22 protein-coding genes and 1 pseudogene are annotated in these 23086 nt (G+C 73.6%); 5 read left to right on the forward strand and 18 right to left on the reverse strand.

Annotation, left to right across the window (positions count from 1 at the left end):
- Positions 1-2: 2 nt before the first annotated feature.
- The 9 genes from J2X68_RS36420 to rimP all read right to left on the reverse strand — a co-directional run bounded on the left by J2X68_RS36420 (position 3) and on the right by rimP (position 12347).
- Entirely contained in the window at positions 3-947 is a 945-nt protein-coding gene (locus tag J2X68_RS36420; protein WP_310436893.1) for a bifunctional riboflavin kinase/FAD synthetase, read from the reverse strand.
- A 157-nt stretch (positions 948-1104) separates the two neighbouring features.
- On the reverse strand, positions 1105-4995 hold the full coding sequence (locus J2X68_RS36425) for a trypsin-like peptidase domain-containing protein (protein ID WP_310436894.1): 3891 nt from the start codon (positions 4993-4995) through the stop codon (positions 1105-1107).
- Positions 4996-5257: 262 nt separating this feature from the next.
- Positions 5258-6163, reverse strand: coding sequence for a tRNA pseudouridine(55) synthase TruB (gene truB, locus J2X68_RS36430; protein WP_310436895.1), 906 nt, complete (start codon positions 6161-6163; stop codon positions 5258-5260).
- Positions 6163-6612 carry a 30S ribosome-binding factor RbfA gene (gene rbfA, locus J2X68_RS36435; RefSeq protein ID WP_020128605.1) on the reverse strand — a complete coding sequence of 150 codons (450 nt, stop codon included), beginning with the start codon at positions 6610-6612 and terminating at the stop codon, positions 6163-6165. Before rbfA ends, truB begins: the two co-directional genes overlap by 1 nt.
- A 43-nt stretch (positions 6613-6655) precedes the next feature.
- Complete coding sequence (locus J2X68_RS36440) at positions 6656-6949, reverse strand: DUF503 domain-containing protein (RefSeq protein ID WP_062641530.1); 294 nt, start codon at positions 6947-6949, stop codon at positions 6656-6658.
- A gap of 185 nt (positions 6950-7134) precedes the next feature.
- Positions 7135-10254, reverse strand: coding sequence for a translation initiation factor IF-2 (gene infB, locus J2X68_RS36445; protein ID WP_310436896.1), 3120 nt, complete (start codon positions 10252-10254; stop codon positions 7135-7137).
- A 147-nt stretch (positions 10255-10401) separates the two neighbouring features.
- The gene (locus tag J2X68_RS36450) at positions 10402-10698 is read right to left on the reverse strand and encodes a YlxR family protein (RefSeq protein WP_310436897.1); all 297 of its coding nucleotides are present in this window, start codon (positions 10696-10698) and stop codon (positions 10402-10404) included.
- A gap of 123 nt (positions 10699-10821) precedes the next feature.
- Positions 10822-11808, reverse strand: coding sequence for a transcription termination factor NusA (gene nusA / locus J2X68_RS36455; RefSeq protein ID WP_020128608.1), 987 nt, complete (start codon positions 11806-11808; stop codon positions 10822-10824).
- Between the two features lie 2 nt (positions 11809-11810).
- The gene (gene rimP, locus J2X68_RS36460) at positions 11811-12347 is read right to left on the reverse strand and encodes a ribosome maturation factor RimP (protein ID WP_310436898.1); all 537 of its coding nucleotides are present in this window, start codon (positions 12345-12347) and stop codon (positions 11811-11813) included.
- 225 nt (positions 12348-12572) lie between these two features.
- On the opposite strand from rimP, the gene J2X68_RS36465 reads away from it, so the two are divergent.
- Genes J2X68_RS36465 through J2X68_RS36475 form a run of 3 tightly spaced genes read left to right on the forward strand, consistent with a single transcriptional unit; the run spans position 12573 to position 14597 of the window.
- A complete protein-coding gene (locus J2X68_RS36465; RefSeq protein ID WP_310436899.1) occupies positions 12573-13154 on the forward strand; it encodes a hypothetical protein in 582 nt (193 codons plus the stop codon).
- A complete protein-coding gene (locus tag J2X68_RS36470) occupies positions 13151-13669 on the forward strand; it encodes a ferritin-like domain-containing protein (protein ID WP_310436900.1) in 519 nt (172 codons plus the stop codon). Before J2X68_RS36465 ends, J2X68_RS36470 begins: the two co-directional genes overlap by 4 nt.
- A gap of 28 nt (positions 13670-13697) precedes the next feature.
- On the forward strand, positions 13698-14597 hold the full coding sequence (locus J2X68_RS36475) for an aminoglycoside phosphotransferase family protein (protein WP_310436901.1): 900 nt from the start codon (positions 13698-13700) through the stop codon (positions 14595-14597).
- A 269-nt stretch (positions 14598-14866) separates the two neighbouring features.
- On the opposite strand, the gene J2X68_RS36480 is transcribed toward J2X68_RS36475, so the two are convergent.
- The 4 genes from J2X68_RS36480 to J2X68_RS36495 are packed head-to-tail and all read right to left on the reverse strand — an operon-like array spanning position 14867 to position 17620.
- Positions 14867-15466 carry a hypothetical protein gene (locus J2X68_RS36480; RefSeq protein WP_310436902.1) on the reverse strand — a complete coding sequence of 200 codons (600 nt, stop codon included), beginning with the start codon at positions 15464-15466 and terminating at the stop codon, positions 14867-14869.
- A gap of 29 nt (positions 15467-15495) precedes the next feature.
- On the reverse strand, positions 15496-16080 hold the full coding sequence (locus J2X68_RS36485) for a WhiB family transcriptional regulator (protein ID WP_310436903.1): 585 nt from the start codon (positions 16078-16080) through the stop codon (positions 15496-15498).
- Positions 16077-17033: a BN159_2729 family protein gene (locus J2X68_RS36490; RefSeq protein ID WP_310436904.1), complete on the reverse strand. Its 957-nt coding sequence runs from the start codon at positions 17031-17033 to the stop codon at positions 16077-16079. Before J2X68_RS36490 ends, J2X68_RS36485 begins: the two co-directional genes overlap by 4 nt.
- Entirely contained in the window at positions 17030-17620 is a 591-nt protein-coding gene (locus J2X68_RS36495; RefSeq protein WP_310436905.1) for a sigma-70 family RNA polymerase sigma factor, read from the reverse strand. Before J2X68_RS36495 ends, J2X68_RS36490 begins: the two co-directional genes overlap by 4 nt.
- 457 nt (positions 17621-18077) lie before the next feature.
- Between J2X68_RS36495 and J2X68_RS36500 the strand changes: the two genes are divergently transcribed.
- On the forward strand, positions 18078-18500 hold the full coding sequence (locus J2X68_RS36500) for a helix-turn-helix domain-containing protein (RefSeq protein WP_310436906.1): 423 nt from the start codon (positions 18078-18080) through the stop codon (positions 18498-18500).
- A gap of 291 nt (positions 18501-18791) precedes the next feature.
- The gene (locus tag J2X68_RS36505; RefSeq protein WP_310436907.1) at positions 18792-18938 is read left to right on the forward strand and encodes a hypothetical protein; all 147 of its coding nucleotides are present in this window, start codon (positions 18792-18794) and stop codon (positions 18936-18938) included.
- Positions 18939-18971: 33 nt separating this feature from the next.
- Here the strand turns inward: J2X68_RS36505 and J2X68_RS36510 are convergent, their stop codons facing one another.
- From J2X68_RS36510 to J2X68_RS36530, 5 genes and pseudogenes are all read right to left on the reverse strand, one after another.
- Positions 18972-19241: a ferredoxin gene (locus J2X68_RS36510; protein ID WP_310436908.1), complete on the reverse strand. Its 270-nt coding sequence runs from the start codon at positions 19239-19241 to the stop codon at positions 18972-18974.
- An 83-nt stretch (positions 19242-19324) separates the two neighbouring features.
- Complete coding sequence (locus J2X68_RS36515; RefSeq protein WP_310436909.1) at positions 19325-21025, reverse strand: proline--tRNA ligase; 1701 nt, start codon at positions 21023-21025, stop codon at positions 19325-19327.
- Between the two features lie 72 nt (positions 21026-21097).
- Complete coding sequence (locus tag J2X68_RS36520) at positions 21098-21628, reverse strand: GNAT family N-acetyltransferase (protein ID WP_310436910.1); 531 nt, start codon at positions 21626-21628, stop codon at positions 21098-21100.
- Between the two features lie 21 nt (positions 21629-21649).
- Positions 21650-22498, reverse strand: a complete 849-nt coding sequence (locus tag J2X68_RS36525; protein ID WP_310436911.1) for a GNAT family N-acetyltransferase — start codon at positions 22496-22498, stop codon at positions 21650-21652.
- Positions 22499-22925: 427 nt separating this feature from the next.
- Positions 22926-23086, reverse strand: a pseudogene (locus tag J2X68_RS36530) (4-hydroxy-3-methylbut-2-en-1-yl diphosphate synthase); the annotation flags it as partial.

Consider the following 23086-nt stretch of genomic DNA (forward strand, 5'->3'; position numbering starts at 1 on the left):
GGCTACCGCGCCGCCACCAGCTCCCTGCAGCGCTGCACGTCCTCGGCCATCTGCACCAACAGGCCGTCCAGCGAATCGAACTTCGCCTGGCCGCGCACGAAGGCGAGGAAGTCGACGGCGACGTGCAGACCGTAGAGGTCGAGGCCGACGCGGTCGATGGCGTACGCCTCCACGGTGCGCTCGGTGCCGTCGAACTGCGGGTTGGTGCCGACGGAGATGGCGGCCGGCATCGCCTCGCCGTTCGCGTGCAGCCAGCCCGCGTAGACGCCGTCCGCCGGGATCGCGGTGTGCGGCAGGGTCTCGACGTTGGCGGTCGGGAAACCGAGTTCCCGGCCCCGCTGCGCCCCGCGCACCACGATCCCCTCCACCCGGTGCGGGCGGCCGAGGATCTCCGCGGCGCCCGCGACGTCGCCCTCGGCGACCAGCCGCCGGGTCAGTGTCGAGGAGAACGGCTGCCCGCCGCCCGCCTCGCCGCACAGCACCAGGTCGACGACCTCGACCTCGAAGTCGTAGACCTTGCCCTGCCCGGTGAGGAACTCGACGTTGCCCGCCGCCTTGTGGCCGAAGCGGAAGTTGGGGCCCTCGACGACCGCCTTGGCGTGCAGCTTGTCGACCAGGACCTTGACCACGAAGTCCGCCGGGGACAGCTTCGAGAACTCCGTGGTGAAGGGAAGGATCAGCAGCGCGTCCACACCCAGTTCGGCCATCAGCTCGGCGCGGCGGTGGTGCGGGGCGAGCAGCGGCGGGTGGCTGCCGGGGCGGACGACCTCGCTGGGGTGCGGGTCGAAGGTGACGACGACGGCGGGAACGCCCAGGTCACGGGCGCGGTCCACGGCATGCCGGATGATCAGCTGGTGCCCGCGGTGGACCCCGTCGTAGGAACCGATGGTGACGACGCTGCGTCCCCAGTCCTCGGGGATGTCCTCCAAGCCACGCCAGCGCTGCACTGTGACCGCTCCTCGAACCCGTGTCCGTATCTACCCTTGCCTCTTACGCAGGACTAAGGGTGCCATGCCGGGTGCCCCCGGCCCGCATCGGCATGGGGGCTGTGACCCGACCCACGTGAGTCGGGCCACGCGGACGACGCGTCACGTGGACGACGCGTCACGCGGGCACCCGCATCCCCGCCAGGTTCTCGATCGTCCGGCGGGCGCTGGGGCCGACGACCGCCGCCCACTCCCCCGGCGCGTCCGTGAGCCAGTCCACCACCTGTGCGGCGAAGCCCGGGACGTGCCGGGCCAGCTCGACCAGTCCGCGGTCGAAGCGGGTCGCGCCGTCGGGCGTGCGGACCAGCAGGAGGCCGGTGCGGTGGACGAGGGCCCGCAGCTCCTCGCCGCCGCGCCCGGCGGCCCCGTGCAGCACGGCGTCCAGGACCTCCGGGTCGCGTTCGCGGGCGAGGAGACGCTCCAGCAGTTCGTCCCGCAGGGGGCGGGACTCCGGCGCGCCCGGCGCGGCCAGCACACCGGCCAGCGCGGCCCGCACCTGCTCGGGCCCGCCCGCGTCCAGCAGCCCCGTGACCAGCGGCAGCAGCACCGCGCGGGCGGCGGGGCCCTGGTCGAGACGCCGGTCGACGTACGCGGCCACCTGCCCGGCGGCCTCCGGTCGCCGCTCCACCGTCTCCCGGACCAGGGCCGCGACGCGCTGGGCCAGGGCGGGCGGGGTGACGTCGGCGAGGGCGCGCAGGACGCTGCCGGTGTCCGCCCGGCCGGGGCCGCGCAGCCGGGAGCGGAAGACGTCCAGGACCGGCTCGGGGTGGGTGCCCAGGGCGGGGAGCAGCGCGCTCGGCGGCAGCTGCGGGTCCCCTGCCGTGAACAGCTCCAGGGCCTGCGGGAGGTGCCGGGCACGGGTATCGGGGTCCCGGACGAGAAGGGCGAGCGCGCCCCCGTCCAGGGCGCGGTCGGCGGGGCGGGCCAGCAGGACGAGGGCCGCGTAGCGCAGCAGCCGGCGGTCCGCGTCCGTCCGGACGTGCGGGGCGGCGCGCAGGGCGTACGTGATCGCCGCCACCCGCCGGGCCTGCCGCTCGTCGTGGGACCAGCGGTCGACGGCCCGGCACAGCGCGGACGGCTCCTCCTCCGCGAGCACGGCGAGCAGCTCGTCGGCGCGGGGATGCGCCCGGTCGACGAGGGCCTCCGTGAGGTCGTCCAGCGCGCGGTGCCGGTGGGTGTGCAGCAGCGCCTGCGCCGCCGTCGCCACGGTGGCGTGCGGGGTCGCGGGCAGCGGCCGCTCGTCGTCGAACCAGTCGGTCAGGCACGGCTGTACGGCGCTGGGTTCTGCGGCCAGGAGCCGGGCGACGGCGTCGAGGTAGCGGGGCCCGTCCGCTTCGTGCGGGGCGCCGTCGGCGACGACCAGACGGCGGAGCAGGTCGAGGCGGGCGTCGGTGGGCAGGGCGAGCTCGGTCCAGAACGCGGGACCGAAGTCCACGAACCGTCCGTCGGTCCGGGCCCCCGCGCCGATCAGGTCCGCCAGCAGCCGCAGCACACCCGTGTAGGGCGTCGCGTCCGGGACGCGCCGCAGGGTCTCGGTGAGCAGCCGGGCGGCCCACCACGACTGCGGGTCGGCGTCCAGGGCGTGGACCAACTCGCGCAGCCGCAGGGCGAGTCGGTGCGCGCCCTGCTGGCGGGCGAGGAGCAGCAGGGCCTGCACGACGGGACCGACCCGGTGGTGCGGGACGGGCAGCGGATGCCCCCCGCCGGGCGCGCGACGGCGGTGGACCAGGGCGCGCAGGGCCTCGTCCAGGTCGAGGTGGATGCCCTGGATCCAGTCGGCGAGTTCCTCGTGGGCGAAGCGGTAGCCGCCGCCCGCGGGCACGAGGAGGCCCTCGGCGAGCACGGCGGACGCCCAGCCGACGCCGCCGCCGAGCCGGGCCGGCGCCTGGCCCCAGGGGAAGACCGCCTCGAACGACGCCCGGTCCAGTTCGCCCTGGCCGGGCCCGAGACTGCGGCGGGCGGCTTCGTGGACCTGGCCGGAGACCTTCGCCGCGAGACGGCGTACGGCGGTGCCGCGCACCCCGTTCCCGGCGGCGAGGCGCACCGCGACCCGCAGGCACATCAGGTCGAGGTACGCGGACAGGACGTCGTCGCGGTCGACCGGCGCCGGGGCCTGCGGTCCGGGGAGGGCCGCGCACACCTCGGCGAGGAGGCGCAGGGTGAGGGGGTGCCGGTCGTCGGGGGCGGCGAGCGCGCCCTCGGGCAGGGAGTGGCGGGCGCGGGCCGCCCGCGCCTCGTCGGGGGTGAGATCGCCCAGGCGGACGCAGGGCGGCAGCGGGTCCCCGGCCGCCGTGGTCCCGTGCAGCAGCTCGGGCGGGAACTCCGCGCCGGCCCGTTCCCAGTACTCCGCCCGACAGGCCACCACCAGCCGCGTACCCGTCTCCCGCAGCCATGCGGCCGTGCCCTCGGTCCACTCGCCGAGCCGGTGCGCGAGGACCGGGGGCATCTCCTCGGGCCCGTCGAGGAGCAGCAGCAGGGGGCGTCCCACGGCCCCGGCGAGCCGGGCGAGCCGCTCGGGGGTGACATCACCCAGGTCGCCGGGGCCGGACGCCCCGGACACTCCGGCCGCGACGGACGGATCGGCCGCCGCCCCGCGCCCCGGAACGGCCGTCGGTCGGCAGCCCGAGGCGGCCACGATGCGCGCCGCGCGGCTCAGCGCGCGGCGTGCCGCGTCGGCGAGGGAGTCGTCCCCGGCCCTGAGATCGGCGCCGCGCAGCCACAGGGTGGGGGCCGGCCGAGGGCCCCGGGCGCGGCGCGCGGCGAGGGCGGCGAGTTCCGTCGTACGGCCGCTGCCCGGCGCGCCGACGAGGCCGAGGACGGCCGCGGGACCCGTCGCGAAGGCGTCGAACTCCCGTGCCGGGGCGGCGCGTTCGATCGGTTCCGCGACGGCCGCGGAGGAGTCGGTCGCGGTACGGCCGCAGGGGCCGGGCAGGGCTCCGGGCGGGCCGTCCGAAGCCACCGACGTGGCCGTGAGTTCGAGGAGACCGGCCAGGTTGAGGTCGGCGCCGTAGGCGGGCACCGTGGCCGCGTTGCGCGCGAGCAGCTCGGCCAGCGGCCCGTCGGCAGGAGTTCCGGCCCGGGCCGCCGCCGCCCACGACCCGGGTTCCGCCACCGCGCGACCGTCGTCTTCACCACCACCGCGAGCGGCGCCCGCGCCCGCCTCGTCCGCTCCCGCCGGGGGCGCGCTCCTCGCTCCCTCGTCGCTCACGTGGTCGCTCGGCGGCGGGCCCGCAGGGTGGTCGTCGCCCGTCGGCGGGTCCCCGGTCGGCGGGAGGCCGTCGATCGCCGGAGGGGCGTCGGCCGTCGGGATCCGGGGGCGCAGCGGCACCGCGAAGCCGGCGTCCCGGTGGCCGGACCGGAGGGCGGTGCCGAGGACGGCGACGACCGCGCCGGTCGCGGCGTCGAGGACCGGCCCGCCGGCCGCGCCCCCGCCGAGCCGGAGCGCGTCCCGTCCCGCCGTGCCGATCGCCAGCTCCAGAGCGTCGTCGAGGGGGTGGAAGCGGTCCGTCGCCGTGTACGTCACGGACGTCTCGGCCAGGACCCGGGCCTCGCGCCAGCAGCCCGCGGCCAGCCGGACGTACCGGCCGGTCTCGACGCCGTCCCGCACGGTCACCGGCAGCGGGACCCCGCCGAGGCCCTCGGTGCGCACGAGTGCCAGGTCGAGTTCCGGCAGAGGGGTGACCGCATCGGCGCTCACGACGCAGCTGCGGTCGCCCGCGGCGGACAGGACGAGACGGGTCAGGCCGTCGACCGCCTCGTGGCTGGTGACGACCGTGCCGTCGTGGTCGGCGACGAACCCGGTGCCGCGCGGCCGGCCGGCGAGGTCACGGATCCGGACGAGCGAGACGTCGGCGTCACAGGCGAGGTCGGCGGCGGGGTCCGCGTCCCGGGCACCCGGGGCGTCCGCGGGACGCCGGGGGTCCTGGCGGCCCGGGGGATCCGCCGGGCGGTTGCGGGTCACGTCCCGCAGTGCGTCCTGCCGCGCTGTCCGCGGGCCTCGTCCCGCCATCGCCGTACCTCCCGCCGCGCCCGCGTGCCCTGCGTCCGACGGTAGGGGCGGGATGATCAGCGGGACAGATCACGGAGCGAACGCGCCCCCCTGCACTCCCTCGGTTCACTCCGAGCGCCTGCCCGGACGGGTGAATGAACGGGGGCCGCTGGATACACCCTAGGGGTGGGGGAACCGAGGGGGGACCGTGGAGCGGCGGCGCAGCACCACCCCGTGTTCGCCGCTCCACGGACACCACGCGACGCGAGGCGTCCGGCGCCGCTCAGCCGAACACGGCCAGGCTCTTCGCCTTGCCCTTCTGCTCCTCGACCAGGGCCAGGAACCGGCCCTCGGGGTCGAAGACGGCCACGGCGCCCGAACCGGCGTACGCCTCGGGCATCTCCAGGCGCACGCCGTTGGTGAGCAACTGGGCCCGCTTGGCGTCCACGTCCCAGCGGGGGAACGCGGCGGTCGCCGCCTCGGCGATCGGCATCACGCTCAGCTCCTGCTGGAGCTGGTCGAGCGTCTTCGCCGAGTCCAGCTTGTAGGGGCCGACGCGGGTGCGGCGCAGGGCGGTCAGGTGGCCGCCGACGCCGAGGTCCGCGCCCAGGTCGCGGGCCAGGGCCCGGATGTAGGTGCCCGAGGAGCAGACGACGGACACGACCAGGTCCAGCACCGGGGTGCCGTCCTCGGCGACCGCGTCGCGGACGTCGTACACGGAGAAGGAGGAGACGGTGACCGGGCGGGCCGGGATCTCGAAGTCCTCGCCGTCGCGGGCCCGCTTGTAGGAGCGCACGCCGTCGATCTTGATGGCGCTGACCTTGGACGGCACCTGCATGATGGCGCCGCTCAGTTTGGCGACGCCGGCGTCGATCGCGTCCCGGGTGACCTTCGAGGCGTCCGTGGACCCCGTGATCTCGCCCTCCGCGTCGTCGGTCAGGGTCGTCTGGCCCAGCCGGATCGTGCCCAGGTACTCCTTCTCGGTGAGCGCCAGGTGCCCGAGAAGCTTCGTCGCCCGCTCGATGCCGAGGACGAGGACGCCCGTCGCCATCGGGTCGAGCGTGCCGGCGTGGCCGACCCGGCGGGTCTTGGCGATCCCCCGCATCTTGGCCACGACGTCGTGCGAAGTGAAGCCCGACGGCTTGTCGACGATGACAAGGCCGTCGGGCGGGGTCTGCTTGCGGTTCATCAGGCGGAGTCGTCCGTCTCGTCCTCGTCACCGGGCTTCTTGTACGGGTCGGCGTCGCCCGCGTATCCGGCGCCCGCGGACACCTCGCGGACCTTCTCGTCGGCGGCCCGCGCCTTGTCGAGGAGGTCGTCGATGGTGCGGGCGTTGTCCGGCAGGGCGTCGGCGACGAAGGCCAGCGTCGGCGTGAACTTCACGCCGGCCGCGCGGCCCACCTCGGAGCGCAGGATGCCCTTGGCGCTCTCCAGCCCGGCGGCCGCGGCCGCCCGCTCCTCGTCGTCCCCGTACACCGTGTAGAAGACCGTCGCCTCCCTGAGGTCACCCGTCACCCGGGTGTCCGTGATGGTGACGTGGGAGCCGAGCCGCGGGTCCTTGATCCCGCGCTGCAGCTTCTGGGCCACCACCTGCTGGATGAGGTCCGCCAGCCTCTTGGCACGCGCGTTGTCGGCCACTGGTCCGTCTCCCGTTCTTTCTTCTCTTGCGTTCTGTGGTCGGTCAGTCGTCTTCGCCGTGGAAGCGGCGTCTGACCGACAGCAGCTCCACTTCGGGGCGTCCGGCGACCAGCCGTTCGCACCGGTCCAGCACATCGGTCAGATGCTCCGCGTCACCGGAGACCACGGCGAGACCGATCTTGGTCCTGCGGTGGAGGTCCTGGTCGTCCACCTCGGCCGCGCTCACCGCGAACTTGCGCTGGAGCTCGGCGACGATCGGACGGACGACGGAGCGCTTCTCCTTGAGCGACCGTACGTCGCCGAGGAGGAGGTCGAAGGACAGAGTCCCCACGTACATGTGTAACCGGTTCACCCGCCGGTACGGGATCGATGGCCCCGCCCGCCCATGGGACAGGGACATCACGAACGGTACAACGATCCTGGCGGTGGCTCGACGGAGTTTCGCCTCGCTCATGCGTCCGCCGGACGCCGTACCGGCCGGCGGGGAACGATCCCCCGCCGGCCGGTACGGACCTTGGGCGCTTACGCCCTCGGCTTCTCCCGCATCTCGTACGTCGCGATGACGTCGTCGATCTTGATGTCGTTGAAGTTTCCGAGGTTGATACCGCCCTCGTAGCCTTCGCGGATCTCGGTGACGTCGTCCTTGAAGCGACGCAGGCCCTCGATGTTGAGGTTCTCCGCGATGACCTTGCCGTCGCGGATGAGGCGCGCCTTGGTGTTGCGCTTGACCTCGCCCGACCGGACCAGGACACCGGCGATGTTGCCCAGCTTGGACGACTTGAAGATCTCGCGGATCTCCGCCGTGCCGAGCTCGACCTCCTCGTACTCCGGCTTCAGCATGCCCTTCAGGGCCGCCTCGATCTCCTCGATCGCCTGGTAGATGACCGAGTAGTACCGGACGTCGACGCCTTCGCGCTCGGCCATCTGCGCCGCGCGGCCCGCCGCACGGACGTTGAAGCCGATGACGATGGCGTCCGAGCCCATGGCCAGGTCGATGTCCGACTCCGTGACCGCACCGACGCCGCGGTGCAGGACGCGGATGTCGACCTCTTCGCCGACGTCCAGCTGGAGCAGCGAGGACTCGAGAGCCTCCACCGAACCGGAAGCGTCACCCTTGATGATCAGGTTCAGCTGCTGGACCTCGCCGGCCTTCAGGGCGGCGTCCAGGTTCTCCAGGGAGAACCTGCGCGTCCGCTTGGCGAAGGCGGCGTTCCGCTCGCGGGCGGCACGCTTCTCGGCGATCTGACGGGCGGTGCGGTCCTCGTCGACGACGAGGAAGTTGTCGCCCGCACCCGGGACGTTGGTCAGGCCCAGGACCTGGACCGGCGTCGACGGGCCGGCCTCGGCGACGTTGTTGCCGTTGTCGTCGAGCATGGCGCGCACACGACCGTAGGCGTCGCCCACGACCATCGTGTCGCCGACCCGCAGCGTGCCTCGCTGGACGAGGACCGTCGCCACGGCACCACGGCCGCGGTCGAGACGGGACTCGATCGAGATGCCCTGCGCGTCCTGGCTGGGGTTGGCCCGCAGGTCGAGCGAGGCGTCGGCCGTGAGGATCACGGCTTCCAGCAGCGAGTCGATGTTCAGACCCTGCTTGGCGGAGATGTCGACGAACATCGTGTCGCCGCCGTACTCCTCGGCCACCAAACCGAACTCGGTGAGCTGACCGCGCACCTTGGTCGGGTCGGCGCCCTCGACGTCGATCTTGTTGACCGCGACGACGATCGGGACCTCGGCCGCCTTGGCGTGGTTGAGCGCCTCGACCGTCTGCGGCATGACGCCGTCGTTGGCCGCGACGACCAGGATCGCGATGTCGGTCGACTTCGCACCACGGGCACGCATGGCGGTGAACGCCTCGTGACCCGGGGTGTCGATGAAGGTGATCTTGCGCTCTTCTTCGTTGACCTCGGTCGCGACCTGGTAGGCACCGATGTGCTGGGTGATGCCGCCGGCCTCGCCCGCGATGACGTTCGTCTTGCGGATGGCGTCGAGCAGTCGGGTCTTACCGTGGTCGACGTGACCCATGACGGTGACGACCGGCGGACGGACCACCAGGTCCTCCTCGTCGCCCTCGTCCTCGCCGAACTCGATGTCGAAGGACTCGAGCAGCTCGCGGTCCTCCTCCTCGGGGCTGACGATCTGGATCGTGTAGTTCATCTCGCCGGCGAGGACCTCGAGGGTCGCGTCGGAGACGGACTGCGTGGCCGTGACCATCTCGCCGAGGTTCATCATCACCGCGACGAGCGACGCCGGGTTGGCGTTGATCTTCTCGGCGAAGTCGGTGAGCGACGCACCGCGCGACAGGCGAATGGTCTCGCCGTTGCCGCGAGGCAGCATCACACCGCCGACCGACGGGGCCTGCATGGCCTCGTACTCCTGGCGCCTCTGACGCTTCGACTTGCGACCACGACGCGCGGGACCGCCGGGACGACCGAAGGCGCCCTGCGTGCCACCACGGCCACCGGGACCGCCGGGACGACCGCCGAAACCGGGACGGCCACCGCCGCCGCCGAAGCCGCCACCGCCGCCGGGGCCACCGCCACCGGGACGACCGGCGAAGCCGCCGCCGCCACCGGGACGGGCGCCGCCGCCGGGACCGGCCGGACGACCTGCGAAGCCGCCGCCACCGGGACGACCGCCGCCGCCGGGACGACCGGCACCGCCGCCGCCCGGACCGCGGCCGCCGGGGCCACCGCCGGGACGCGGGCCGGCAGCGGGACGCTGCGGCATCATGCCGGGGTTGGGACGCGGGCCGCCGGGACGCGGACCGCCGGGGCCTGCGCCCTGCGGGCGGGGCATGCCGCCCGGAGACGGACGGGCGCCGCCGGGAGACTGCGGACGAGGACCGCCGCCCTGGCCACCGGGGCCCTGCGGACGGGGACCGGCGCCGGGAGCGCCACCGGGGCCGCCGGGACGCGGAGCGCCCTGCGGACGGGGCGCCTGCGGGCGCGCCATACCGGCGTTGCCGCCGGAGGTGAAGGGGTTGTTGCCCGGACGCGGACCCGAGGGACGGGCACCGCCCGGACGCGGGGCGCCTGCGCCACCGGGGCGCGGCCCCTGAGCGGCGGCCGGACGCTGGCCGCGGTCACCGCGGTCACCGCGGTCGCCACGGTCCTGACCGGGCGCGGGACGGCCACCGGGACGGGGCGCGCCGGGGCGCGGACCCTGGGAGGCCGGCCGCGGGCCGGACGACTGGGCCGGAGCGGCGGGGGCGGCCGGAGCGGCCGGCGGAGCGGTGAACTCCGGGGCGGCCGGGGCCGGACGCGGCGCGGGCTTGGGGCCCGGCGTCGGGCGCGGACCGGAGGCCGCCGGCGCGGGGGCCGACGAGGCGGCGGGAGCGGCGGGAGCCGCCGGAGCCGCGGGCGTCTGCGCCGCGGGAGGCTTGGGGGCGGCCGGCCGAGGTGCGGCCGGACCCGGACGGGCCGACTGCGCCGGAGAGGGCGCGCCGGGCCTGGGGGCAGCCTTGCGGGGGGCGGGCTTGCCGCCGCCCTGGAAGGCGTCTGTCAACTTGCGGACAACGGGCGCTTCGATGGTCGAAGACGCCGAACGGACGAATTCACCGAGTTCCTGGAGCTTGGCCATGACGGCCTTGCTCTCCACCCCGAACTCCTTGGCGAGTTCGTATACCCGGACCTTAGCCACTTCGCTCCTTTTAGGTCCGGGTGTGTCCGGACCGTCGCTACTTCATGGGCGTACTCATCGCGTGCTCATCGAGTGCTCATCGCAATCTCGACCTACTTCCAACTCGCGGGGTACCAGAGCCGCACGGGGGTTCCGTGCGACGCCTTCTTACGGTGTTGCCTGTGCGGCAACGGTCGTCTGCTCGACGTACTGGCGCAACGCCTTTGTGTCGAGCGCTCCCGGGGCTCGCAACGCCCTCGTGAACGCCCGGCGGCGTACCGCCTGGTCGAGACAGACCGGGGCGGGATGCAGATACGCACCCCGGCCGGGCAGCGTACCGCGTGGATCGGGGACACAGGTGTCCTTGATCGCCACGATGCGCAGCAGCTCCGTCTTGGCCGCCCGCTCCCGGCACCCCACACAGGTGCGTTCAGGGCATGCTCCGGTGTGCGTCCGGCCAGACACTCTTAAGTCTACCTCCCCGCGGCGACCTCACCCCTTCGGGCCAGGATTCGAACAGGTGCCGCGTTACATCTGTCGTGATCTGAGCCACGGCAGGCCGAGAACTATTCCCGGGCTGCTCGGCGGCTACTCCGTGGGCTGTTCGACGTCCGGACGGATGTCGATGCGCCAGCCGGTCAGCCGGGCGGCGAGCCGGGCGTTCTGCCCTTCCTTGCCGATCGCCAGCGACAGCTGGTAGTCCGGCACCGTCACCCGCGCGGAGCGGGCCGCGAGGTCGACGACCTCGACCTTGGAGACCCGGGCCGGGGACAGGGCGTTCGCCACCATCTCGGCCGGGTCGTCCGACCAGTCGACGATGTCGATCTTCTCGCCGTTCAGCTCGCCCATCACGTTGCGCACCCGGCCGCCCATGGGGCCGATGCAGGCGCCCTTGGCGTTCAGACCCGAACGGGTGGACCTGACGGCGATCTTCGTGCGGTGACCGGCCTCGCGTGCGATGGCGGCGATCTCGACCGAACCGTCGGCGATCTCCGGCACCTCCAGGGCGAAGAGCTTCTTCACCAGGTTGGGGTGGGTGCGCGAGAGCGTCACGGACGGGCCGCGCATGCCCTTCGCCACCCGGACGACGTACGACCGCAGGCGCATGCCGTGCGGGTACGTCTCGCCGGGGACCTGCTCCTGCACCGGCAGGATGGCCTCCAGCTTGCCGATGTCCACGAGCACGTTCTTCGGGTCGCGGCCCTGCTGGACCACGCCGGTGACGATGTCGCCCTCACGGCCGGCGTACTCGCCGAGCGTCGCGTCGTCCTCGGCGTCGCGCAGACGCTGGAGGATCACCTGCTTGGCGGTGGTGGCGGCGATGCGGCCGAAGTCGGACGGGGTGTCGTCGAACGGGCGGGGCTCCTGCCCCTCCTCGAGGTCCTCGGGGTCCTCCTTCGCCCACACGGTCACATGTCCGGTCTCCCGGTTGAGCTCCACGCGCGCGTGACGGCGGCTTCCCTCGGTGCGGTGGTAGGCGATGAGGAGGGCCGACTCGATCGCCTCGACCAGCAGGTCGAAGGAGATCTCCTTCTCCCGTACCAAGCCCCGCAGGGCACTCATGTCGATGTCCACGGCTACGCCTCCTCTTCCATCTCGTTCTCGTCGTTCTCGTTCTGGGGGTGCTGGTCGCTCTTGTCCTTGCGGTTGAACTCGACCTGCACCCGGGCCTTGTCGATGTCACCGAAGGGGAGTCTGCGGGTGGTGGCCTTGCGGCCCTTCACACCGGGGACCTCGAGATCGAGGCCCGCGTCGTCGACCGCGAGGATCCTGGCGACCAGTTCGCCGCCCTCGGTCAGCTGGAACCGCACCAGCCGGTCGACGGCCCGTACGTAGTGGCGGTGTTCGGTGAGCGCGCGCTCCGCGCCCGGGGTGCCCACCTCGAGGGTGTACTCGCCCTCGCCCATCGCGTCCGTCTCGTCGAGCTTCGCCGAGAGCGCGCGGCTCACATCGGCGATCTGGTCCAGGTCCGCTCCGGAGTCGGAGTCGACGACGACGCTCAGCACCCGCTTGCGTCCCACGGAGTCCACGGTGATCTCTTCGAGATCCAGTCCCTGGGAGGCGACGAGCGGTTCCAGGAGCTCTCGCAGCCTCTCGCTCTGGGTGGTGCTCATCCGGGTGACTCCTCGGCCGCGTGTGCTGTTGTGGGATGGGGCGCGTGTCTGGTCAAAGGGTATCCGGTCGCAGGGTGTGTTGCCGTCCACCTGTGCACGGAGGGTGGCGGACCCTCGCGGTGCGGTGCCGCTGAGTGGTACGGGGCGACCGCGCGGGTACGGTGATCACGGGCCCGCCGCCCACCAGGACGCCAGTTCCGTACGAGTTCCCCGAGGACGCCCGCCGTGCCGTTGCCCCTCCCCTCGCGCACCCCCTCGGGGCCGCGCAGAAGATCCCTGCTCGCGTCGGCCGCGGGAGCCGCCCTGCTCGTGGGCTGCTCGTCCGGTACGGAGGAGTCCGAGGAGAGGGCGGGCGGCGGCCCGTCGGCCACGGAGCGGGCACGCGCGCGTGCGGCCCGGGACAGCGGCGAGCTGGCGGCACGGTACGACGCCGTGCTCGCCGTCCACCCGGCGCTCGCGGTGCGGCTGGCGCCGCTGCGCGCGGAGGTGGCACGGCACGTGGAGGCCTTCGGGGGCGCCGCGAAGGCCTCCCCCTCCGCCACGGGCTCCGCCTCCGGCTCCCCCGCTTCGCCCACCACTCCCACGGCCTCCCCGACGGGCTCCGCCCCGGTTCCGCCGGCCGTCCCCTCCGCCGTGCCGATCACCGACACGGACGCGCTCGCCGGCCTGGCCGCGGCCGAGCGGGCGCTCGCGGACCGCAGGGTGACGGAGCTGCTGGACGTCCCGGGCGAACTGGCCCGGCTGCTGGCCTCGGTGGCCGCGGCCGGCGCGGCGCACGCCTATCTGCTGACGGAGGGGACGCGATGAGTGAGGCGACGAGCGCGGAACTGACGGCGCTCCAGGCGGCGCTGGCCGCCGAGCACGCCGCCGTGTACGGGTACGGGGTCGTCGGCGGGCGGATCCGCGAAGAACGGAGCGCCGAGGCGCGGGCGGCCTACGACGCGCACCGGGCGCGCCGGGACGTGCTGGCGCGCGAGGTGCGCGACCTGGGGGCCGAGCCGGTCGCCGCGAGCGCCGGGTACGCGCTGCCGTTCCCGGTGGCGGACTCCGCGGCGGCGGTCCGGCTGGCGACCGAACTGGAGGAACGCGTCGCCGGGGTGTACTCCGACCTGGTGCGGGCAGCCGGGGACGCACGGCGCCGGGAGGCCGCGGGCGCGCTGCGGGAGGCGGCGGTCCGCGCGGTGCGCTGGCGCGGCGGGAGCGTAGCCTTCCCTGGTCTCGCCGAGCGGACCGGCACGGATCCGGCCACGGCCTCGGCGTCCGTGCCGGCAGCGGCCACGCCTCCGGCGGCGGCAGCGGCCACCGGCACACCGGCGGCTTGACCCGAAGCAGGAAGGAAACGACTCGCGCATGGCTTTCGAACCGCCGCCGCGTCTGGTGAGGGCGCTCGGCGAGACGGCACCGGACGGCGACGGCTGGTTGGAGAAGCTGCCGGAGGCGGCCCGGCAGGCCGTCGCCCTGCGCGAGTTGACGGTCGATCGGGTGCAGGTGCCGGGCGGCCGGACCAGCATGGTGGTGCTCGTGCGGCGCGCGGACGGGACGCCGGCGGTGCTGAAACTGGCCCCGCCCCGGTTCCGGCCGGAGGCGGAGCGGGCCGCGCTGGCGCACTGGGACGGGCTGGGCGCCGTCCAGTTGCTGGCGGAGCCGCGGACGGCGGGGGCCCTGCTGCTCGAACGGCTGCACCCCGATGTGTCGGTGCGGTCGCTGGCGGAGGCGAAGGCCCTGCTGGAGGCGGCGGGGACGTTGCGGCGGTTGTGGGTGGAGCCGCCGGCCGGGCACTCCTTCGAGTCCGTGGCCGACCGCACGGGACGGCAGGCGGAGGCGATGCGGGCGAGCGCCGAGGCGGAGCCCGAGGTGGCCGCCCTGGTGGACGCGGCGCTCGCCGCCCGTACCGAGCTGCTGGCCGGACCGCCCGAACACCGGCTGCTGCACGGCACGTTCCGGCAGAGCAAGGTGCTGGCGGGCGAGCGGATGCCGTGGCTGGCGGTGGGGCCGGATCCGGTGGTCGGCGAGTGCGCCTTCGACCTGGCCCGGCTGGTCCGCGACCGGGTGGAGGACCTGATCGCCTCGCCGTCCGGGGCGACGATCACCCGGCGCCGGGTGAAGCGGCTCGCGGAGTCGCTGGAGCTGGACCAGGAGCGGCTGCGCGGCTGGACGCTGTTCCGGGCGGTGGAGTCGGGGGTCCGGGCGCGTCGGGTCGGGCGGACCCGGGACTCCGAGCTGCTGCTCGAGTTCGCGAGCTGGCTGTAGCGGGCGCCGTCTTCCCGCAGACCGCCCGAGGTGCGGGGCCGCGGGGTCACCGGGCTCTACACGGGCCCGGGGCAGGCCGTGGACGGGGCAGGCCGTGGAGGGGACAGGCCGTGGAGGGGACAGGCCGTGGAGGGGGCAGGCCGTGGAGGGGGCAGCGCTCCCCTGCTGGAGGTCCCCCCGCAGGGGAGCGCTGTGGTCCGGCCGACGTGCCTCCCGAGCCTGCCAACCGGAGTCTCGCGGGTGGGCCACGAGGCCCGTCCCGTGCGGCGTCAGTGTTCGGTCGGTCGCGCCTGCGGCCGCCTCTCGGCGGGGGTGGCGAGCAGTGTCCCCTCGAGTGCGAGCAGGCGGGTGTGGCTGCGGATGTGGGCGGCCTGCTCCCCCGGGGCGGGGCCGTCCCGCTGTCCGTGGCCGACGGCGCGCTCCGTGTACGGGACGTGCGCGAACAGCGGGATGTCCCTGGGCGTAAGGCGCCAGGACAACTGCCGTCCGCCGGCCACGAGTCGCAGCAGGTGCGTGCCGTCCGCTCCGGCGCCGACGGCAGGGGTGACGACCGCGCTCGACGGGTGCAGCGCCGCCAGCCAGGCGAGGAGGTGCGCGCGTTCGAAGGAGACGCGGGTCAGCTCCCGCTCGAAGGAGTCGGCGTGACGCTGCCAGCGGACCAGCTCCTGACGGCAGTGGTCCAGGTCAGGGGAAGAAGAACCGTGCCGCGGCGGGGTCTCGGGCCGGGGAGCGCGGCCTCGCAGCCCGAGGAGACGGCGAAGTGCGGCCGCGCGGCCGACGGGACGACCGGTTCGGGAGCCGCGGTCCCGGGAGCCGTCGGACAGGGGCTCTTCGGGCGGACGGCCCGTCGAGGATGACGGTACGGACATGAAGTACTCCGATGGCGGTGGACACGGGGTCACGTGCGGGACGGGCCGCCGGGTGACCCGGCCGCGCCCCGCAGGCGGTCGCGTCCCAGGTCGGCTCCGTTGCGCCCGAGGGTGGAGCCGGTACGGCGGTACCGGCCGGCGCTGCGCGCGTTGGCCAGACGGCAGGCCTCGTCGACGGACTCCCGCAGGCGCAGGTGCCGTTGGTAGGCCGCCCGGGTCCCGCACGGGGCGGGCTGTCCCCGGGGCACGCCGCCCGCCGCCCGGGGCGCCTCGGGAACGGCGGCCGACGCCGGACGCGGGTCCGCCTGACGTTCCAGGGCATGGCGCTGAGGGCCGGTCAGACCGGCGATGACACCGTCGCGCTGACACTTGGGCAGTCCCTTCTCGCGCAGGAGCACGGCGGCCCGGCAGGGCTCGAGTACGGGACAGGCCGCGCAGATGGCCACGGCCCGGGACGAGGACCGGCGGGAGAACCACAGTTCCGCGTCCTGGTACCGGCAGGCGGCACGCGTCTCCCAGGCCCGGGTCCCCCCGTCCGCCGTTCCCCTGGCCGCCCTTTCCCTGGCCGTCGTTCCCCCGGCGCCGGTCGGCCCCCTCGACGGACCGGCGCTCATCGCACGGGTCCCGCAGGCTCCTCTTCCCGTGCCTGTTCCCGCTCCGGTTCCGGTGGGTCCGGGGCCGCCCACGGTCGTGGCGCGTCCGGCGCCATGCCCGCCTCCGACACGTCCACCATCGCCCACGGCCCCGGAGCGCTCGGGAGCACGTGCGGCACGGGCGGGCTCGGGAGCGTCCGCGGCAGCGGCAGGACCGGCAGAACCCGCGGGGTCTCCGTCGGGCCGGGGCTCGTGCCGTCCTCGTCGGGCCGCACCGGCGACAACGGCCCCAGGTAGGCGACAACGTTGGCGAGGGAGCAGCGCTCGGGCCGGCCGTCGAGGGACATCAGGGGCATGCCGTCGCTGCTGCGGCGGCCCTCGAAGTACCAGACGCCCCCGTGCCCGTCCCGCATCGGTAAGGCGAGGTCGTACAGGGTCTCGCCGATCCGGAACCGGTGCTTCTCGTTCCCGGCCGCCGGCTCCGGCGGCGCGGCGGCGGAGGCGCTGAGGGCCACCACCGTCACGCGGACGCCGTCGCGTTCCCCCTCACCGGTCAGCGTGTGCGGCTCGGTCCGCTCACCGACGATCGCGATGCCGAAGTACGAGCGCCAGCGAGCCCACTGGGCGGGGCCGTCGACGCGCAGCCTGACCCGCACCCGGTCGCCGTCGACGGTGACGGTGTGCGGCCCCGGGTGGGCGCCCAGGTGCCGTTCGACGGCCTGCGCGACGTGCCGCGCCCGTGCGCAGGAGGTGTCCCAGATCAGGGCCTGCCGCTCCAGTTCGGTGACCGGCCGCGCGGCGCGGGACCAGTCGCCGTCCGGCCCGCGGTAGAGCACCACGCCGAAGGAACGTTCGGGGTCGACGAGGAGCCGGGCCGTGTCCAGCGCGTGTGCCACGGCCGCCGCCTGCTCGGTCCGGACGGTCGCCAGCACCGTGCGGATCACGCGCGCGGCGTGCGGGACGTTCCCGTTCACACCGCCACCGCCCCGGCCGTCCAGCGCAGCTTCCGCAGCGCCCGGTGGGTGAGCGCCTTGACGGCGCCGACGCTGCGGCCCATCTCCAGGGCCGTCTCCTGTGCCGTCAGTTCGTGGAGGAAGCGCAGTTGGACGCAGTGGCGCTGCTGGTCGTTGAGGGTGTGCAGGGCGGTGCGGACCGTTTCGTGCGCCTCGACGGCCTCGAGTTCGCGCAGGGCGAGCGACTCCGGGCCGCGGCCGGACACCTGCGGGTCCGGGAACTCGGCGACCGGGGTCTCCAACCGGGTGCGGCCGCGGCCGAGTTCGTCGAGGTAGAGGTTCTTGGCGATGGTGACCAGCCAGGCGGCGAATGCCGTGCCCTGCCAGACATAGGCGTCGATGCGGCGCAGCGCGCGGGTGAACACCTCCTGGGTGAGGTCCTCGGCGAGGTGTCTGTTGCGGGTGCGGACCAGCAGGAAGCTGTACACGAGGCGGTAGTGCTCGTAGTAGAGGGTGGCGAACGCCTCCCGGTCGCCCGCGCGGGCCCGGGCGATCAACTCGGGTTCCGGGCCGTCCGGAGCGGACGTGGCGTTGTTCGGTGCGGACACAGCAGGTACTCCCGTCGACGTCGTGCGGGGGTGCGGAGCGATACCCCCCGCATCTGCAATATGCGTGTAGATGTAGATTTCATCGGCGGACGTCCGGTCGCACCGCTCCAGGACGGAGCGATGCGACCGATGTCAAAAATGCGGGTGATGACGTGACGTGGCCGCGTGAGGCGCCGGGAACCCGGAGTCATCGACTCTCACCGGAAGGCGCTTGCCGCCCACTTCCTCCGCGAGCCGGACGACCCGCCGCCGGGCCTATCTACAGTCTTCACGTAGATGCATACAGTGTCAAGTTGTGCACGGAACGCAAGGTGCTGGTGTGACGATCCAAAGAGGAGCGCGGGGAGCGCGGCTTCGCCCAACTGGTCCGGTCACGCTCCGGCGTGCACCAAGTGCCCTGATGGTCGGTCTGCGATCTACTTGCGCTTGTAGATATCAATGGCCGATCCTCTGAGTCGTGACGAACCAGCAACACCGCCCAGCAGACCCGCCGCCCGGCGATGATCAGCCACGCCAGGACGCGGACCTCGCGGTTCTGCTCGAACGCCTGCTGGCGCAGGCTCCGGGGAAGACCCAGAAGGACCTGGCGTCAGCGGCCGGCATCTCGTACCCGACGCTGAACGCGTGGATGAACCGGACGCGCGGCACCTCCCGCATCGACCCGGAGCGACTGCGGGCCATGGTCGACGTCTTCCGGCGCTGGGGCGTGGCGACGACACCGCGGGAGTTCTTCGAGGCGGTCGGCCGTCCCGCACCCGGGCCCAGCGGGGACGAGCGGGAGGCCCGGCTCCTCCGGCTGTACCGGCAATTGCCGGAGGCACGTCAACGCGCCCTGCTCAAGGACGCCGAGGCGATGCTGCAGGTCAGCCGCATCACCTGAGGCCAGCGGGCCTCGGCCCGGCCGGCGGGCGGCGGCGCCCGCTCCCGGCGGTCGGCCATCCGATGCATCCCCTACGCATGAATATGACCGAAACTCCCCCTAGCCACGAGAGTCACAGCTACCATCAGTCAGCCGCTGACCTCCCGGAGCGGAGCACTCGTGTCGTTGTGCATCCCTGGGGAGACAGTTGTGTGCATCCACATTTCATTGGCAGACAATTTGCCCAAAATTGCGGTCTGGGACCCGGACGAGGTAAGCATCCGCGTAGCCAGAGGCTTCCAGCTGAGTGACGTGCTCCGGGAAGTTCGCGACATTCTGATGGTCGACCTCGGCGCTCCCGCCTCACGGGGCAGCCTGCTGTGGTGCTTCTGCGGTATGCGGGTGGAGCTCCCGCGGGAACTCACCCCCTACGGCGTCCTCGCGGCCGAGGTCTGCTGACCTCCCGCCGCCTCCACGCCTTCCGCCACCGCCTCAGCCGGCGCGCCCCGGGATCAACTTCAGGGCGAGAACCGGACAGTCTGCCGCCGCCCGCCGGGCCCGTTGCACGGCGCCGGCCGGGACCGGGGCGCCGTCGACCAGGGGACAGCCCCGTTCGTCGAGGGCGATGTGTTCGGGGAGGAAGTCCGCGCAGAGTCCGTGGCCCTGACACGCCGTCCGGTCGATGTCGATGTGCTGGGCCGTGCTCAGGGGTCTCTTCCCTGGTCGCCATGACCGTTCCCCTCCGCAGCGACGTACTGTCACGCCCTGCGGTCGGGGAACGGTCTGAGGGAATTCTGTGAGGCGGCCGTACGCCCCCGCGGAACTCTCTGCGATGTCGCTTTACGTCACGCCGTCAGACGGGCGATCGCCTCGTCGACCGTGAGCTCCTCGCGCTCGCCGGTCCTGCGGTCCTTCAGCTCCAGGACGCCCTCGGCCGACCGGCGGCCCGCCACCAGGATCTTCGGCACGCCCATCAGCTCGGAGTCGGTGAACTTCACGCCCGGGGAGACGCCGGCCCGGTCGTCGACCAGGACGCGCAGACCGGCGGCGCGCAGCCTCTCGGAGACGTCGAGCGCCAGCTCGGTCTGGAGGGCCTTGCCCGCCGCGACGACGTGCACGTCGGCCGGGGCGACCTCGGCGGGCCAGCACAGGCCCTTCTCGTCGGCGGTCTGCTCGGCGAGGGCGGCCACCGCGCGCGAGACGCCGATGCCGTAGGAGCCCATGGTCACGCGGACCGGCTTGCCGTTCTGGCCGAGCACGTCGAGCTTGAGGGCGTCGGCGTACTTGCGGCCCAGCTGGAAGATGTGGCCGATCTCGATGGCGCGGTCCAGCTTGAGGCCGGTGCCGCACTTCGGGCAGGGGTCGCCCTCCTGGACCACGACGACGTCGACGTACGCGCCGACCTCGAAGTCCCGGCCCGCGACGACGTTCTTCGCGTGCAGGCCCTCCTTGTTGGCGCCGGTGATCCAGGCGGTGCCGGGGGCCACGCGCGGGTCGGCGATGTACGTCACCTTGTCCAGACCCTGCGGACCCACGTAACCGCGGACCAGGTCCGGACGGCCCACGAAGTCCTCGGCGGTGACCAGTTCGACGGCGGCCGGGGCGAAGTGCGCCTCGACCTTGCCCAGGTCGACCTCGCGGTCACCGGGGACGCCCACGGCGACGATCTCGCCGTCGACCTTCACCAGGAGGTTCTTCAGAGTGGCCGACGCCGGGACGCCGAGGTGGGCGGCGAGGGTCTCGATGGTGGGGGTGTCCGGGGTCGGGATCTCCTCGAGGGCCGCCACGCCGTCGGCGTCCACCGGCTTCGACTCGTAGGTGATCGCCTCGGTGTTGGCCGCGAAGTCGCAGTTCGGGCAGTCGGCGAAGGTGTCCTCGCCGGCTCCGGCCGGGGCGAGGAACTCCTCCGACTTGGAGCCGCCCATCGCGCCCGCGGTCGCCGCGCAGATGCGGTAGTCCAGGCCGAGGCGCTCGAACACCTTCTGGTACGCCTGGCGGTGCAGGGCGTAGGACTGCGCGAGGCCCTCGTCCTCGGTGTCGAAGGAGTACGAGTCCTTCATGAGGAACTCACGGCCGCGCAGGATGCCGGCCCGGGGGCGGGCCTCGTCGCGGAACTTCGTCTGGATCTGGTAGAGGATGACCGGCAGGTCCTTGTACGAGGACGCCTGGTCCTTCACGATCAGCGTGAAGATCTCCTCGTGGGTGGGTCCGAGGAGGTAGTCGCCGCCCTTGCGGTCCTGGAGGCGGAACAGCTCCGGGCCGTACTCGTCCCAGCGGCCGGTCGCCTCGTAGGGCTCGCGGGGCAGCAGGGCCGGAAGGCTGACCTCCTGGGCGCCGATCGCGTCCATCTCCTCGCGGACGATGCGCTCCACGTTGGCGAGGACCTTCTTGCCGAGCGGCAGCCAGGACCAGATGCCGGCGGCGGTGCGACGGACGTAGCCCGCGCGGACGAGGAGCTTGTGGCTCAGTACCTCGGCGTCCGCAGGGTCGTCGCGCAGCGTCTTCGCCATCAACTGGGACATGCGCTGGACCGGTGCGTTCGCCATGGTTCTCGTACTCCTGCCGGAAAAGGGTGGTGGCTAGGAGGTTAGCCGGGAGCGTGGCGGGCCGGAAATCCGTTACCCGCGCAGGAGGGGAAGCGGGGCGCCCATCACCGCGTACGGGCGGGGGGCGCTGGGGAACAGCACCCGGCGGGCCAGGTCCCGATAGCCCAGGGAGTGGTAGAGCGCCCGGGCCGGGCTCTCGGTGTCGATCGCGGAGAGGATCGAGCGGGGCTGGGTCGCGGTGTCGGTGATCGTGGTGATCAGGGCCCGGCCCGCGCCGCGGTTCTGGTGGGCGGGGTGGACGTGCAGTTCCGTGATCACGAAGGAGTCGTCGAGCCAGTGCTCGTTGCCCTGGGCGCGGAGGTAGGGCTGGACGACCGTCGACCACCAGTGGGTGCGGTCGTTCGGCATGCCGTAGACGAAGCCGACGAGCCGCTCCCCGACGGTGGCGCCGAAGGCTCTCGCCCCGGGGTGCGCCATGTGACGCAGGACGATCTGCCGGCGGACGGCCACCTCGTCGGGGCCCAGTCCGAAGGCGATCGCTTGGACGGCCAGGGCCTCGTCCACATGGGCGGGAAGGTCCAAGGGGCCGATCACGGGGTCCATGGCGGGGAGCCTACAGGGGCCTCAAAAGAGCACGCTCATGAAGGCGCCGACCTCTTGGAAGCCCACCCTCCTGTACGCGCGCCGCGCCGTGGTGTTGAAGTCGTTCACGTAGAGGCTGACCACCGGGGCCACGTCGGCCAGGGCGTAGCGCAGGACCGCCGCCATGCCGGGGGCGGCCACGCCCTGCCCCCGGTACTCCGGGGCCACCCACACGCCCTGGATCTGGCAGGCCTGGGAGGTCGCGGCGCCGATCTCCGCCTTGAAGACGACCCTGCCCCGGTCGTCGAGGCGGGCGAACGAGCGCCCCGAGCCGACGAGTTCGGCCACCCGGGCCTGGTAGAGCAGGCCCCCGTCGCCGGCCATCGGCGAGACGCCGACCTCCTCGGTGAACATCGCCACGCACGCGGGCATGATCGTGTCCATCTCGTCCTTGCGGATGCGGCGGACGTAGGGATCCGGGGCGACGTCGGCGGGCATGCGGTCGGTGACCATGAGGGGCTGCCGGGTGCGGACCTCGCGGGCCGGGCCCCAGTGGGGTTCGAGGAGGCGCCACAGCTGGGTCGTCGGCTCGGCGGGGCCGACGATCGAGGAGCAGCGGCGGCCCGCCCGGCGGGCGCGGTCGGCGAAGGCCCGCACCGCTCGCGGCGTCGCGCAGATCGGGACGAGGTTGGCGCCCGCGTAGCAGAGGGACGTCAGCATGCCGTCCTCGTACCAGCCCCACATCTCGCCGCCGAGGCGCCAGGGGTCGAGGCCCGCGACCTGCACTCGTGACGTGACGAAGGCGTTGGCGACCGGCTCGCGGTCGAGGACGGCGAGCGCGGCGTCCAGGTCGCTCGGTTCGAGGACCCGGGAGGTGGTCTGGGTCAACACGCGCGGGGCCTCACACTCAGGTCTGCTGGTCCCCGCACTGTACCCGCGGAAGCTGGGCGGTGCCGACCCGTGCTCGGGCGGCGTTCGTCTGCCGGTGACCGTCGGGTGCCGTGCCGTCCCCGGGGGCCGCCGCCCCCTGCTCCCCGCTGTCGGCCTGAACGGCCTCGTCCGCAGACGCCGTGCGGGCCGAATACGGCCGGCCCTCGCCCTCGGACACCGGACAGGCCGGACGCACCCGCACCCGCCACACACACCGAGGCCGAGGACGGCCTCGGCCTCGATCCTCGCTGGACGGAACGGACCTGCCCCCGACCCCGGCCACCGGGCGGGGCCGGCCCGACCCACGAGCCCGGGACGGTCGGGGCCTCGCCCCCGGCCACACCGGACGGGCCGGCCGCGCCCTGCGCGGCTCAGGCGTTCGGGACAGTCAGCCCGCGACCGACACCGACGGCTCGCCGGACGGGATGCCGGCTTCCTCCATCTGTTCGGCCAGCTTCATGGCCTCCTCGATGAGGGTCTCCACGATCTTCGACTCCGGGACGGTCTTGATGACCTCGCCCTTGACGAAGATCTGGCCCTTGCCGTTGC

This window comes from Streptomyces sp. 3330, from assembly GCF_031456635.1.
Classification (GTDB): domain Bacteria; phylum Actinomycetota; class Actinomycetes; order Streptomycetales; family Streptomycetaceae; genus Streptomyces.

Excerpts from the sequence above, each read along its gene's own strand:
- J2X68_RS36440 (WP_062641530.1), bottom strand. The coding sequence starts at position 6,949 with ATGTACGTGGGGACTCTGTCCTTCGACCTCCTCCTCGGCGACGTACGG.
- J2X68_RS36470 (WP_310436900.1), top strand. The coding sequence starts at position 13,151 with ATGAGTGAGGCGACGAGCGCGGAACTGACGGCGCTCCAGGCGGCGCTG.
- rimP (WP_310436898.1), bottom strand. The coding sequence starts at position 12,347 with ATGAGCACCACCCAGAGCGAGAGGCTGCGAGAGCTCCTGGAACCGCTC.
- J2X68_RS36520 (WP_310436910.1), bottom strand. The coding sequence starts at position 21,628 with ATGGACCCCGTGATCGGCCCCTTGGACCTTCCCGCCCATGTGGACGAG.
- truB (WP_310436895.1), bottom strand. The coding sequence starts at position 6,163 with ATGAACCGCAAGCAGACCCCGCCCGACGGCCTTGTCATCGTCGACAAG.
- J2X68_RS36475 (WP_310436901.1), top strand. The coding sequence starts at position 13,698 with ATGGCTTTCGAACCGCCGCCGCGTCTGGTGAGGGCGCTCGGCGAGACG.
- J2X68_RS36480 (WP_310436902.1), bottom strand. The coding sequence starts at position 15,466 with ATGTCCGTACCGTCATCCTCGACGGGCCGTCCGCCCGAAGAGCCCCTG.
- J2X68_RS36425 (WP_310436894.1), bottom strand. The coding sequence starts at position 4,995 with ATGGCGGGACGAGGCCCGCGGACAGCGCGGCAGGACGCACTGCGGGAC.
- J2X68_RS36515 (WP_310436909.1), bottom strand. The coding sequence starts at position 21,025 with ATGGCGAACGCACCGGTCCAGCGCATGTCCCAGTTGATGGCGAAGACG.
- J2X68_RS36485 (WP_310436903.1), bottom strand. The coding sequence starts at position 16,080 with ATGAGCGCCGGTCCGTCGAGGGGGCCGACCGGCGCCGGGGGAACGACG.